2 protein-coding genes are annotated in these 16,337 nt (G+C 47.8%); both read right to left on the bottom strand.

Annotated features, from left to right (window positions below; genetic code table 11):
- Position 1 precedes the first annotated feature (1 nt).
- Positions 2–5,758: a type I polyketide synthase gene (locus tag MKY35_RS19635; RefSeq protein ID WP_342444611.1), complete on the bottom strand. Its 5,757-nt coding sequence runs from the start codon at positions 5,756–5,758 to the stop codon at positions 2–4.
- Positions 5,759–5,877: 119 nt separating this feature from the next.
- Entirely contained in the window at positions 5,878–16,329 is a 10,452-nt protein-coding gene (locus MKY35_RS19640; protein WP_342444612.1) for an SDR family NAD(P)-dependent oxidoreductase, read from the bottom strand.
- Positions 16,330–16,337: the final 8 nt, after the last annotated feature.

Consider the following 16,337-nt stretch of genomic DNA (forward strand, 5'->3'; position numbering starts at 1 on the left):
TTTAATGAGTGCATACAATTTGCTTCTCCCAGTTCACTTCCTTGATTCCCAACGGATCTGTCGTTCGCATGACCCCCAACTGGTGCAGCTGTCCCGATACCAGTTGCTCCAATATTCGCATCCCCTCTTCCGTCCGTATGGATTGGATCCCTAGCCGCTCCATCTGCTTGCGGTATCGTTCTCCTGATACTACCCCAACCTGGCCCCAATACCCCCAGTTCACCACCTTCACCTCACACGACCACTCTACGGATAGCTGGTGCGCGAATGCATCCTTAAAGGTACAGCCTGACACATAGTTGCTTTGCCCCGCTGCCTTGGTGAATGCGTTAAAGGAAGAGAAGAACAATACAAAATCCAAGGTTTCTCCTTGAAATGCTCTCGCCAGGTGTACGCTCACATCTACCTTGGCCTGCAGCGATTTACAGAATTCCTCCTCCTCCATCTGTCCCAAACTCCGGTCTGACAGCACAATCGCTGAGTGCACCACACCATGGATATCTCCATACGCCTGACGCACTGTTCGGCACGCTTCTCCTAAGGCGGTCTCGTTCGACGCATCTGCTGCGATATACATCGGCTCAGGTCCGATCCCTGCTAACTGTTCCCGCTTAGCTCGGATGGCTTCATCCTCTGCCCGCCGCCCGATCCATACGATCTGCGCCTGATACGTACGGATCATATATTCACTCCAGACGGTTCCCAATCCCCCCGCTCCACCTATGACTACATACACGCCCCCATGGCGGTAGCGCGTTGGATAACCCGTTTCCATCGTCACAGGGACAAGTTCCTGGCGGTACCATTCTCCTTCCCGGTACACAAGCCCGTCTCCTTCTGCATTGGGCGGCAGGAACAGCAGCTCAGACCATGGCCACTCCACTCCCGCTTCCATATCCGCTAACCGAACCTTCCAATGGCTATATTCCTTGGCCATCGAACCGATAAAACCGTGTACACTCGCGTGGGTCGGATCGACCTCGTCGTACTTATTTACCGGTTGGGCCTGAACCGTAATCACCGTCCATTCCAACGTCCGATGTCCATACCCCAGCTGCAACATACTTTTGACGAGTCGGAATAACTGAATTACCCCATCTTCTTGGCCCTCAATAATCCGCTTCTCTTCTAGGGCCGGGATTTCCGCTTCCGGACCGATCCAGATCACATGGCGGATGCTTCCGCAATCCTCCAGTTTCCCCTGAATGTCCTCCACCGGCTCTCCGGCATGGAGAGCCACAACCTGCGCCTGCGGGTAGTATGCCATCACAGCTTCCCGTCGCTCCCGGCTCCCGCCAATCAAAACTATGTCGCTCTGAGCAGACCCGGAAGGGTCCGCTTCTTCCGTGATCCTACACGGCTCCCATACGGGCGCTACAATCACGTTCTCTGCTGCCACTTCTACTTCAGACGGTGCCAAAGGATACGTCAAAGGCTGCGTTAAAGAACGCGAACCTCCTCCCTGCAGCCGTGAGGTAAATCCGCGTAGACTTACGCATAGCCTGCCTGTGTCATCGTAGACATCCACACTCCGTTTTTGCACCCGCTCTTCCTGTACTCGCTCCCCTTCTTCGCTCATGTGTACCCACATCTGGCTTGTACACGGACCGTACACGGTCAGCTCCCGCAGGCTAAATGGCAGGGCTGGAGCGCCCGCTGTGTTTTCTTGCGGCCCCAGTAGGGTCAGCCCAATGGCTGCCTGCAACGCCCCATCCATCAAGCTGGGATGAAGCACGTAATCGTGGGCTGTTGCCGACACACCAGAAGGTAACGACACTCTCGCCCATACCTGGTCCGCTCCAGCCTGCACGCTTTCCAGCGAGCGCTGGCCTGCTCCATATTCAATCCCCATCGCCGCAAACGCTTCGTAACAGGCGGTAATCGGCACCTCTTGTGCACCCGCAGCCCGGTGCTCCGCCATCCGCTTCGCCATATCCTCCCGCACGCTTTCCACGTTTGTCACCACACGAGCAGTTCCTTGGCTGTACACCACATCTTCCATGGCTCCCGTTGATCCCTTGTAGATTTCATAACCAATGTCACCTTCCTCGCCCGCCATCAGACGGAGCCTTACCTCTACCGGCTGCTCTTCGACTGTGATCGGTTGCATCCAGGTCACTTGCTGTAATTGCAACGTAATCCACTCTCCCGGCTTCACCTCCAGCGCCTGCTCCACCGCTGTTCGTGCCATTTCCAGATAGGCTACCCCTGGCAGCATCTTACGTCCCTGCACTCTGTGATCCGTCAGGAAAAATTCCTCACCGCTAAAAGTGGAACTATACCGCTGCTCCGACAATACCGAAATATTCCGGTGCAGCAACGGATGCAATCGAGAATCCGTATCCTCCCGGCTTCGCCCGGCCGCTTCCTTCCCTTCCGCCTGCGGAACCCAGTACCGATCCCGCGCAAAGGGATATGTGGGTAGGCTGATACGGCGCGGCCGGTTCTCTCCGTATAGCGCCTGCCAGTTCATGCTCAACCCCTTAACCCATAAATCCAACAGCTTGGCATATTTCCCTTTATAAATCCACTGACGGATCGTCTCCTGCATATCCTCATCCGTCTCCAGGGCGGATATCGTTTCCTTATAGCGTTTGACATTTCCGCGAAACCATCTGCCAGCTTTCTGATGCTCCGCATATTCCCTCAGCTGTGCTGCTAAATCCGAGACGGATTCCACGATCAGTCCCAGTCGTTCTTCCATGGCTTCCCGTCCAACCTGTAGGGTATAGGCGATGGACTCCAACCTGTCGTCGCCGTAATCCCCCTGCTCCATCGCTTCAAGCAATTGAAGCACTTGCTCTTGCAACCGCTGCTCATCCTTACCTGACAGAACAATCATCACGGGTGTGCGTGGTGCAGCGCCGAAATGGTCCATACGGTTCTCCTGCGGAATGTATTCCTCCACCAGCACATGTGCATTCGCTCCTCCGGCTCCAAAGGATGAAATGCCTGCAATACGCGGAAAATCCTTTACCGTACCGTTCATTTCAATCTGAGGTCGTTTCCATTCTGCCAGTTCCTGCTGGAGTACGAAAGGAGTATCCTCAAATGGGATCTCCGGATTCTGCGTCTTTGAATGCAGCGTTGGAGCCAATTGACCATGCTTCATTTGCATCAATACTTTGGTTAAAGCCGCAATGCCTGCCGCGCTTTCACAATGTCCGATATTGGACTTAACAGAGCCAAGAGAACAAAATTGCTTGTCAAGGGTAGATTTTTCATAGGCCTGCTTCAAGCCTTCTATTTCAATGGGATCACCTAGGGCTGTTCCTGTACCATGCGCTTCCACATAACTAACGGACCTTGGATGAATTCCAGCACGCTCCAGTGCATCGGAAACAACTTGCGACTGTGCCGCGGGACTAGGCACCGTATAGCCGTTAGTTTTTCCTCCAGAGTTCAACATGCTTCCACGGATAATTCCATAAATATGATCACCGTCTGCTACTGCTCTACGGAGAGGCTTTAGAATGACGGCTCCTACACCTTCACCATCAACAAAACCATCTGCCTTATCACCAAAAGACTTGCATTGTTGGCCTTTACTTAACATATTCATGTCAGTTAATTTCAAGTAGTGGGCGGGATCTACAATCAAATTGACTCCACCTGCAATAGCACAATCGCTAGTTCCACTTCGCAAACTTTCTATCGCCAAATGAAGAGCTGTCAGCGAAGAAGAACAGGCCGTATCTACCGCTAGACTAGGCCCTCGGAAATCAAGAGTGTACGAGATTCGATTAGCGACAGACCAGTATGAAGCTCCTGTTGGATAATGTGCATTCATAACCCCGACAAACACTCCGACTCTTTGATGATCACCGAGAGAAGTAGGAGTATACCCTGCATCTTCAATTGTGGTATAAACAGTTTCCAAAAAAACGCGTTCCTGCGGATCCATTAATTCTGCTTCACGGGGGGATATACGAAAAAATAAAGGGTCGAATTTATCAGCATCTTCAATAAATCCACCCCATCTCGTATAAATTGATCCTTTCGTACCTTTCGCTCCCTTGAAATAATCCGCCCAATTCCATCGGTTCTGTGGAATCTCCTGAATACAATTTTTCCCTTTCTGAATATTGTTCCAAAAGTCATTAATATTTTTGGCTTGCGCATAACGTCCGGACAAACCAATTACAGCCACTTCACGGTCAAAATTAGAATTCTCATCTGGCTTAAAATCAAGCTCAGCAGGCAGATATCGATGATTTTGAAAAGCGTTGGCCCGTATTCGTACATTGGGGGAATTTAGGGTTGTATAATTCTGTATAGCCCGCTCCCCCTTCGGTTCCTCTTCAATTCCGACAAGTGTTATTAAATCTGCTTCTCTTGTACGGATAAAATAATCCACCAATTCATGGATCGTTGAGTGCTCAAAAAATAAAGTACTGCTTACATTTTTCATTATTTTTTTGAATTCACTCGTCAATTGAACCACAAGAATAGAATCCAGACCGTAATCGGCTAAAGGCTTCTCACTGTCCAACTGCTCTGGAGGAATTTTAAACACCTTGCCAATTAGCGTTTTAAAGAAGTGTTCACTTTTTTGACGAAACAGGCCTCCGTTCATTTGAGACATATGTGTCGCTACTGGCACCTGGTTCCATCGCTGACATGTGTAAGTCTCTGTCTCTTCGTGTTGCCCGCTCCTAAGCGATATATTTAGCTGCTTTTTTTGACGAATGACGCCATCACTTTCAGCCTGAATAATTTGTTGTCCCAATCGATGTTCCCCTGCCGCAGGAAAAGTTACTGAATGAAATCCTTCATGATGCAGCACTTTCTCCCACATTTCAGGATAAAGCCCCGGGCACCCCGGGATACGTACTGCCGTATCCTCATACATCCACCACCCTTCCAACAAACCAAAAGTCAAATGCGTAAATAGGGTATTAGCGGTAACCTCATTTAAAAGAAGCCATCCATTCCGAGACGTACAAGCTTTTACATTCCTTAATGTGTGTCTTATATTGTGAGTGGCGTGCAGCACATTAGTGGCGATAATCAAATCAAAACCACCTTCATCAATGTTCTGTGCGGCAACAGGCTCTTCAATATTCAAAAGCTTATACGTCATCGGTATTTTTCGTGAGTTGTATTTCTCCTGCGCATGGATGAGGAAAGCTCTAGATACGTCAGTGTAGCAATATTCTTCAATATATTCTTGAAAAGGTTCCAGTCTGCTTAACACCGCCTCGCTGGTCCCCCCGGTGCCCGCCCCGATTTCCAATATGCGAATACGTGCAGACAAGTTTCGATCGATACACCCCGTAACATATGCAACAACTTGATCGGACAAAATATCGTTAAAATAGTCGGCAACAGGATTGTTCTGGTAAACATTCTCCACCAGCTTCATAGATCCATTCGGAAACATAATATCGGTAGCAGGATAAGCCCCGCTCAGAATATCAGACAAATGAAACAACATCGGCTCTAACAGATGAATTCTGGATTGTAAGTCTGGATTGTACAAAATCCATTCCTTCTTTTTTTTGTCCCATTCTTCCACAAGTTCATCTAATGGCATAAAACTAGACTCCTCGTTTCTAGCCAGTATGGCTAAACTTTCGTTTAGCCACTTCATGTACATGCTGTTAATTTTCCCGTTCACACGTATCTCGTTGATTTCCAAATTACAATCCGGGTACACTCCTAATTGTTTTAGCTGGCTACCTAACCATTTCAGAAGGAATGTGTTCATCAAGTTCATCGACTCGCTAAATAAATCCAGACGCTTCGTTATTTTCATGACCATCTCTCCATCTGCTTATTTCCGCCAGACCATTAGGGGCATAGCGGACTTCACATATACCGTCCTTTCGCCGCGTTGCATTATCCATGGAATTTAAAAATCCGTGTGCACCATACCTACATTGTAATGAACTCACCCCAGTTCACTTCCTTGATTCCCAACGGATCTGTCGTTCGCATAACCCCTAACTGGTGCAGCTGTCCCGATACCAATTGTTCCAATATTCGCATGCCCTCTTCCGTCCGTATGGATTGGATTCCTAGTCGTTCCATCTGCTTGCGGTATCGTTCTCCTGATACCACACCGACCTGGCCCCAATACCCCCAGTTCACCACCTTCACCTCACACGACCACTCTACGGATAGCTGGTGCGCGAATGCATCCTTAAAGGTACAGCCTGACACATAGTTGCTTTGCCCCGCTGCCTTGGTGAATGCGTTAAAGGAAGAGAAGAACAATACAAAATCCAAGGTTTCTCCTTGAAATGCTCTCGCCAGGTGTACGCTCACATCTACCTTGGCCTGCAGCGATTTACAGAATTCCTCCTCCTCCATCTGTCCCAAACTCCGGTCTGACAGCACAATCGCTGAGTGCACCACACCATGGATATCTCCATACGCCTGACGCACTGTTCGGCACGCTTCTCCTAAGGCGGTCTCGTTCGACGCATCTGCTGCGATATACATCGGCTCAGGTCCGATCCCTGCTAACTGTTCCCGCTTAGCTCGGATGGCTTCATCCTCTGCCCGCCGCCCGATCCATACGATCTGCGCCTGATACGTACGGATCATATATTCACTCCAGACGGTTCCCAATCCCCCCGCTCCACCTATGACTACATACACGCCCCCATGGCGGTAGCGCGTTGGATAACCCGTTTCCATCGTCACAGGGACAAGTTCCTGGCGGTACCATTCTCCTTCCCGGTACACAAGCCCGTCTCCTTCTGCATTGGGCGGCAGGAACAGCAGCTCAGACCATGGCCACTCCACTCCCGCTTCCATATCCGCTAACCGAACCTTCCAATGGCTATATTCCTTGGCCATCGAACCGATAAAACCGTGTACACTCGCGTGGGTCGGATCGACCTCGTCGTACTTATTTACCGGTTGGGCCTGAACCGTAATCACCGTCCATTCCAACGTCCGATGTCCATACCCCAGCTGCAACATACTTTTGACGAGTCGGAATAACTGGATTACCCCATCTTCTTGGCCCTCAATAATCCGCTTCTCTTCTAGGGCCGGGATTTCCGCTTCCGGACCGATCCAGATCACATGGCGGATGCTTCCGCAATCCTCCAGTTTCCCCTGAATGTCCTCCACCGGCTCTCCGGCATGGAGAGCCACAACCTGCGCCTGCGGGTAGTATGCCATCACAGCTTCCCGTCGCTCCCGGCTCCCGCCAATCAAAACTATGTCGCTCTGAGCAGACCCGGAAGGGTCCGCTTCTTCCGTGATCCTACACGGCTCCCATACGGGCGCTACAATCACGTTCTCTGCTGCCACTTCTACTTCAGACGGTGCCAAAGGATACGTCAAAGGCTGCGTTAAAGAACGCGAACCTCCTCCCTGCAGCCGTGAGGTAAATCCGCGTAGACTTACGCATAGCCTGCCTGTGTCATCGTAGACATCCACACTCCGTTTTTGCACCCGCTCTTCCTGTACTCGCTCCCCTTCTTCGCTCATGTGTACCCACATCTGGCTTGTACACGGACCGTACACGGTCAGCTCCCGCAGGCTAAATGGCAGGGCTGGAGCGCCCGCTGTGTTTTCTTGCGGCCCCAGTAGGGTCAGCCCAATGGCTGCCTGCAACGCCCCATCCATCAAGCTGGGATGAAGCACGTAATCGTGGGCTGTTGCCGACACACCAGAAGGTAACGACACTCTCGCCCATACCTGGTCCGCTCCAGCCTGCACGCTTTCCAGCGAGCGCTGGCCTGCTCCATATTCAATCCCCATCGCCGCAAACGCTTCGTAACAGGCGGTAATCGGCACCTCTTGTGCACCCGCAGCCCGGTGCTCCGCCATCCGCTTCGCCATATCCTCCCGCACGCTTTCCACGTTTGTCACCACACGAGCAGTTCCTTGGCTGTACACCACATCTTCCATGGCTCCCGTTGATCCCTTGTAGATTTCATAACCAATGTCACCTTCCTCGCCCGCCATCAGACGGAGCCTTACCTCTACCGGCTGCTCTTCGACTGTGATCGGTTGCATCCAGGTCACTTGCTGTAATTGCAACGTAATCCACTCTCCCGGCTTCACCTCCAGCGCCTGCTCCACCGCTGTTCGTGCCATTTCCAGATAGGCTACCCCTGGCAGCATCTTACGTCCCTGCACTCTGTGATCCGTCAGGAAAAATTCCTCACCGCTAAAAGTGGAACTATACCGCTGCTCCGACAATACCGAAATATTCCGGTGCAGCAACGGATGCAATCGAGAATCCGTATCCTCCCGGCTTCGCCCGGCCGCTTCCTTCCCTTCCGCCTGCGGAACCCAGTACCGATCCCGCGCAAAGGGATATGTGGGTAGGCTGATACGGCGCGGCCGGTTCTCTCCGTATAGCGCCTGCCAGTTCATGCTCAACCCCTTAACCCATAAATCCAACAGCTTGGCATATTTCCCTTTATAAATCCACTGACGGATCGTCTCCTGCATATCCTCATCCGTCTCCAGGGCGGATATCGTTTCCTTATAGCGTTTGACATTTCCGCGAAACCATCTGCCAGCTTTCTGATGCTCCGCATATTCCCTCAGCTGTGCTGCTAAATCCGAGGCGGATTCCACGATCAGTCCCAGTCGTTCTTCCATGGCTTCCCGTCCAACCTGTAGGGTATAGGCGATGGACTCCAACCTGTCGTCGCCGTAATCCCCCTGCTCCATCGCTTCAAGCAATTGAAGCACTTGCTCTTGCAACCGCTGCTCATCCTTACCTGACAGAACAACCATTACGGGTGTGCGCGGTGTTGCTCCGAAATGCTCCTTACGGTTCTCCTGCGGAATATATTCCTCCACCAGCACATGTGCATTCGCTCCTCCAAAACCAAAGGAACTTATTCCTGCTCGTCTTGGCAGCTCCTTACCCTCATTATCCAACTGAGGCTCCCACTTACAGGTCTCCTGAACGATATAGAAGGGGCTTTCCTCCAGCTCAATATACGGATTCACGGTCTCTAAGTGCAGATTCTTCACAAGCGTTTGATTCTTCATTTGCAACACAACTTTAATTAAACCAACGATGCCAGCCGCCATCTCCAAATGTCCGATATTAGTTTTCACAGTTCCCAATCCGCAATAGCCGGATTTGTCACTACCGTTATGATCCCGATTCTTTAATTCCTGGAAGGCCTGCTTCAGTGCATTGATTTCAATAGGATCTCCTAGAGGCGTACCGCTACCGTGAGCTTCGATATAACCTACTGTATCAGGTCTGATCCCAGCCCTTTGGTACACAGATTTTAATAATTCTGCCTGTGACTTCGGATTAGGCGCGGTCAAAGAGTTGGCTCTTCCTCCATGATTTTCTCCCGTTGCTCTAATAACTGCATAGATATGGTCACCGTCCAGTTCAGCATCCTTCAATTTTTTGAGGAGTATCATACCAACTCCTTCACTTCTGACGTAACCATTCGCTTGGTCCGAAAAGGTCTTACATCTTCCATCCTTGCTGAGCATCCCCGCTTTATGGAAGCTCTTATAATCTTCCGGACTAAGCAGCGTATTAACGCCGCCTGCCACAGCCGTTTCGCAATCACCATTTCTGATCGCCTGAACTGCTCTGTGAACTGCAATCAAAGAACTGGAACAAGCAGTTTCAATAGGCTCACTAGGACCGTGAATATCAAGAAAGTAGCTCATCCTGTTCGGTCCCACGGAGGGCACCTTCCCTGTGGATGAATATCCCTCGACGACTGTACCAGACTTGGTAAGCAGCTCACTGTAGCCAGTTCTTCCTGTGCCTACAAACAATCCCATTCCGGTTCCTGATACTGCTTTAGCCGAATACCCAGCATCTTCTAAAACCTTCCAAACATAGGTCATTAGCAAACGCTGCTGAGGATCCATCAGTTCGGCTTCTCGAGGAGTAATCCCAAAGAACAGGGCATCAAATTCATCCACTCCACTTATAAAACCTCCCCACGGCACCTCCGAATTCACACCTGGATCACAGGTGCCCCATTCCTGGCGTTCACGAGGAATCTTAGTAATACAGTCTTTACCTTGGACAAGATTTTGCCATAACTCATCTACATTTTCGGCCATAGGGAAAATTCCACTTATTCCGATGATAGCCACTGGTTCCAGAACTGCATGTTCTTGTAGGACAGGAGCAACAAATCTGGGGTTCATACGTCTGGAATGAAGGCTTGCTGTTTCTTCCCATTTCCAAGCTCCTAAGTCATTTTTCGTTTCCGATGGTTCTGGCAATGCTTCTCCATACCCTAGTTGCTCTGGCGCCTGCCAATTGAAAAAGTCACGGTGTTCTAGTAACAGATACTTCGCAAATTCCCGAATTCCTGAATATTCAAAAAATAGAGCTGGCGTTATATCCAATTCGTAAGCCTGATTAAGACGATTAGCCAGTTGAGTTAATGAAATAGAGTCAAATCCATATTCTCCCCATTCAGCATCATCATCAATATCCTTAGCATTCACATCCAAAACATTGGATATTGCTTCCGCCAAAATCATAAGCACCTTATGCAGCAGTTTTTCCGTACTATCAGCAGCTGTCGAACGTGGTTGAATCGGCTTGGTCTTCGCTTTTTTTAAGGTAAGCAGTTTATCCCTCATTCGCGAAACCTGACCATATATGCCCATAACCTGTTTTCTCCCTGAAGACATGGCCTGATAAAAAATATCCAATCCGGTTTGAATGCTAATTGACTGCATGCCAGTATTTTGTAGCATGAACTTCTCGGTATCCGTATCCATACGCATACCTCCGTCCCTCCAAAGGGGCCAATCCATTACCAGAGTTTGTCCTTTTCGCTGACAAGAAGTCTCCAATCCGGACCGATATTCAGCGTAGCTGTCCATAAACAAATTGGCCATCGCATAATCAGATTGTCCAGCATTCCCCAAAATCCCGGCAGCAGATGAAAATAGAACAAAAAAGTCTAAATCAAACTCTTGGCTTTCTTCATCCAAATACAATGTGCCAGCAACCTTGGGAGCCATTACCTTCTTTACTTCTTCCGCCTGCTTGTTCAAAATGAAACTGTCGTAGATCGCACCTGCACTGTGGATAATACCATTTAAAGCCCCAAACTCCTCTTTAATGCTTTCCATCAACACACGGACTGATTGACGATCTGTAATATCTGTCCTTTTGTATAAAACTCTAGCCCCGGATGCTTCAAAATCAGTTAGTTTGGACTTCACAAGTTCATTCAGTGGAGATCTCCCAGCGAGAATCACAGTCGGACAGCGAGAGTTTCTTACCATTTCTTCGCAAAAAATAAGTCCCAATCCCCCTGCACCACCGGTAATCAGATATATTCCATTATCCTTCCAAGGCTTCATGGCCTCGGACTGTCTACTAATTTCCTCCCACTCCGAGACCCAACGTCTTTCCTCATGGTAACGAACATGCAGACCCGGTGAGCATTGAGCGTTTTCTGTAATCATTCTAATAAGTTGATCCGCCGTTTCAACTGTACTAACCTCCAGCATTTGTCCTATAATTTTGCTGCTTTCAATTTGCGCGGTTTTGAGCAAGCCTAATAGGCCAGTGAACATATAACGTTCTAGCGGATTGAAAGCTACAATCTGCACTAGCACCTGTCCATTGGCCTGATCTCGAATAATTTTTTGTACTTCTCCCAATGCCTGTAATGCATAATCCTGATATCTATCTACCGCATGTATGGCCTTGGAAAGCAGGGAGACACACACCACATCACGAAGTCCTTTTCGTATTGGTCCTATCCATCTTTCATCAGGTTCACAAAGCAAGACTACGTGCTTGATGCATTCCGTAGTTAGGACTGCCTGTTCAATGGTTTGCTGTTTCCATACAGGTGACAGCATTAATGTAGAAATATCGGGCTTATCCGTTACTTCTTCCTTTAAAATTCTTGAAGTAAGTCCATTCATTCGAATACAGATATTCCCCGCATCATCGCAGATATCGACATCCACTCTTAACAATGAGCTTCCTGCATCATATCCTTCACTGTAACGAATACACGCCCACATGGTAGAAGTGCAGGACTGTAAGATAAGAATTTCTTGTAAGGCAAACGGCAAAAGTGGATTGTTCCCTGTCTGTCGCTGACTAAGCAATCCGATGGTTGCCTGCAATGCTGAATCGACCACACCCGGATGCAGAACATATGCCTTCCCTGAACCACTCGTCACCAGTGGCAGACGCAGTTTCGCTAGAACCTGATCTGTCCCAGCATAGAGCACTTCAATTCCTCGATGTCCTTCACCGTAAGAATAACCCATTTTTTCAAAAGCTTCATAACAAGCTGCCCCCGTCATGCTAGTTTGATTACAGGCTGCTTGCAGACTTGAGATATCCAGTGTTTGTGTTTTGATGTTCGTGCATATTTCGATTCGGCCCTGGCTGTTTACAAAATTATCCGAACCATCCTCAGACTTTCTGTAGATGGTATAACCAATCTCTCCTCCATCCTCCATGTATAATCCGATATGTACTTCAACAGGCAGCGTATCAACCATCACCGGACTGGCCCATACCACATTTTTTAATTTGATGGTAAGTTGATCTGCTGAAGACATGTTTGTCGCCAACTCTGCGGCTTTTCTTGCCATTTCCAAATGTGCCACACCTGGCAGGACTTTATGTCCTCTGATCTGGTGATCAGTCAAAAAGAATTCCTCACCCGTAAATGTGGAGCTGTATCTTTGCTCAGTTAAATCTGATGTATTCCGGTGAAGCAACGGATGAATATAGGCCGATCCTGCCGCTGAGGAATATACGCTGTCCTTTATGTCAGTTCGGGACCGTTCGGATATCCAGTACCGTTCCTTGGCAAACGGATATACTGGAAGACTCATTCTTTTAGGAATGTCCGCTTCGTATATTTGAGTCCAATCGATATCTACTCCCTTTACCCAAAGATCCAGAAGTTTTGTGTACTTTTTCTTCTGAATCCATGCCGATACGGCTTTCTTCATATCCTCATCTGCTAATAGCAACATCACCGACTCTTTATTACGCTTGCTTCTCCCCCTATAAATATCCTTAAAATCTCCTTTTTTCTCATAAAACAACTTGAGTTTTTCTTCCAGTTCCTTGACAGAACCCACCATCAAACCCAAACGTTCCTCCATAGCCTCTCTACCTACTTGAAGGGTATAAGCCACGTTCCGTAAATGATCATCTTGAATTTGCCCTTCTTCTATAAAAGCCAGCAGCTGATGTACCTTTGCAAACAGCCTGTCTTCATTTTTTGCGGATAATACAACGATGGCTTTTTCACCTGAGTTCACATCAAATGAAGCTATGGATTCAACAGGTTCCGTAAATTCCTCCATAATTACATGTGCATTGGCCCCACCCGCTCCAAAAGAGGAGATGCCAGCGATTCTGGGATATTCCTTTCGCTCCCCATCCATCTCCACCACAGGACGGTTCCAATCCGATAATTGCCTTTGAACCACAAATGGAGTGTCTGAAAAAGGAATGTTGGGATTCAATTGTTTCACATGTAAAGTGGGTACAATTTTTCGATATTTCATTTGTAAAATTATTTTAGTCATGCCTGCCATACCAGCAGCCGCTTCCAAATGTCCAATATTACTTTTAACTGAGCCAATTGCACAAAATTGTGATTGCTTCGTAGATGCCCTAAACGCTTGCGTAAGTCCGGTAACTTCAATAGGATCTCCCATGAGAGTTCCAGTTCCATGAGCTTCGATATAACTGATGGCTCGAGCATCTATACCCGCTCTATCCATAGCAGTCCGAATAAGCTCTGCTTGAGCAGATGGATTAGGGACCGTATATCCATTCGTTTTACCGCCGTGATTTATACTTGTTCCACGGATACAGCCATAAATATGATCTTTATCTGCTGTCGCTCTGGACAACGGCTTTAATATAAATACGCCCACTCCCTCTCCGGGGACAAATCCGTTGGCATCCTGCCCGAAGCTTTTACATTTTCCATCCACCGACAGCATGTGCTGTCCGCATAGCTGTACATAGCTGGAAGGATGCAGGTATAGATTAACGGCTCCTGCAATGGCTACTTCACATTGACCATGACGAAGGTGCTCACAAGCTTCATGTATAGCTGTCAAAGATGATGAACACATTGTATCAATCGGCATGCTAGGTCCATTCAAATTCAACAAATAAGACACCCGATTCGCTAACGAACTGAATGATGTATGCGGAAACAAAGTCTCTCCCTGCCTCCACATATCTGGCCCATACAGATTAAATCCTGTTTTGGTAATTCCCGCAAATACACCCACTCTTCCTTGGTGACGTGTCTTCAGTTGCTCGCGTGTATAAGCTGCATCCTCCAGTGCTTCCCAACAAGCTTGTATAAACAAGCGCTCCTGTGGGTCCATGCTCATAGCTTCCCGAGGAGAGATATTAAAAAACAAAGGATCAAAATCAGCAAATCCTCGGACAAATCCCCCCCATTTGCTATAGCTTTTATTTTGAAGAATTGCTTCTTCACGATCCGGATGATAAAAAGAGTCCAGCTCCCATCGTTCCTCATCCAGTTCTGTTATACAGTCTTTTCCACTTACTAAATTGGACCAGAATTCTTGTAGATGATCTGCTTGAGGATAATGACCGCTTATACCGATAATGGCAATTGGATCCACCTCTTTTTCAGTTGACGACGGAATTTCAATTCGGGATTTTCGCTTAGCTCCATGACGCGGCACCAGAACCGGTCCTCTCTGCCGGACATCTTTTGCTGTTTTCAAAGATTCCTCTGGAGCTGCATATGAGGAAGTCAATCCTGTCCACAGTATACAAGCTTCCCGAAAATTAGAAATGAAATAAAGGGCTAATTCTTGTAAAGTCCTACACTCATAAAAGATAGTTTTTGAACATTCCCCGAAAATACGCTCCAGCTTCTGATTTAGCTGCAAGATGAGTATAGAATCAATTCCGTAACTTTCTAATGGTTCAAAGATATCAATACGTTCTTCATCCCATTTTATTTCCTCTGCAAGCAACGACTTGAGCTTAGACACTGTTTTTTCCATTAGCCGTTCATGGTCTACTTCCACTGGCTGTTTTATAATTGCAGCTGCAGACTGCCCATCAATCCCCCTTTTCAAATAATCACCTATTTTTAACCGATTCCCTTTGACCAACATTATTTGTTCCTGACCCAGACTGAATGCTTTATAGAAAGCTCGAATGCCTGTCTCGTTTGAAATGGGGGACATCCCCGTACGCTCTTCCAATATTTTGGCAATGGATTCATCAATCTGCATGCCGCCTTCTCTCCACAGTGGCCAGTTTATAGATTGCGTCCGACCATGCCGAGATCCAAGCTCCCGCAAATCATTCCGGTAGCCTGCATAGGCGTCCAGAAATGCATTTGCTGCAGCATAATCGACCTGACCGGGATTTCCAAGCGCACCAGCCACTGATGAAAACAATATAATAAAGTCCAATTGCATGCCTTTGGTTGCCTCGTCCAAACACAATAATCCTGACACTTTGGGCGCAAGGACAGCTCTAAACTCTTCTGAATTTTTATTGACAATGTAATGATCTTGAATGATCCCGGCACTATGAATAATACCGTTGACATGACCATACTCTCTCTCTATGGTATTTATGAATTCAACTACTCCCTCTTTGTCATTCAAATCCTGGTTTTTATAAATAACATGTGCCCCTAACTTCTGAAGCTCACATATCCACTTCTCCTTATGCTCATCCAGAGGAGAACGACCCATAAGAATGATAGTGGAAGATTGTGTATTCTCCGCAATCTCTCTGGCAAAAATCTTTCCTAACCCTCCAGTACCTCCTGTCACTAAATACAGACCACCATCTCGCCATGGTGTAGCCTGGTCCAACCAATCTTGGATACCTTCGTCCTCTAATATAAATTCCCAATGCATAACCTGCCTTTTCCCATTGATATAACGAATATGACTATCTGACGGACTATTCTTATTTTCTGCAAGTTTTTGAATCAAAAGGCCCTCGTCTTCATTCGTATCCACTTCAATCAGCTGCCCAGATAGTTTTGGATATTCAAGCTGCGCCGTTTTCAATATCCCGGCAAGCCCTGTAAAAAGCCTGCCTTCACCTTCACGGCTAACTATAATTTGAACAAGGATATCCTGATAAGTTCGGTCTTGAATTAACTGCTGGATAGTTTCAAATACCTGAACGGTGTAAGCCTGATACCGCTCTTCTACGGAAGTGTGTTCGGACTGTAGAGAAATACAAGTTGTTCCGTTAAGCTGAACATCTATGAGTTCACACATAGATGGATCCATCTCACAAAGCATGACAACATGCCGAAAATGTACTGACAGCGTTCTCTTCTCTGTGATAGCCTGTTCTTTCCATCTCGGCTCAAGCATCATTGTACTTGTCATGGCCAAAA

Origin of the sequence: Paenibacillus sp. FSL L8-0638, assembly GCF_038593075.1 — a bacterium.
GTDB classification, from domain to species: domain Bacteria; phylum Bacillota; class Bacilli; order Paenibacillales; family Paenibacillaceae; genus Paenibacillus; species Paenibacillus polymyxa_D.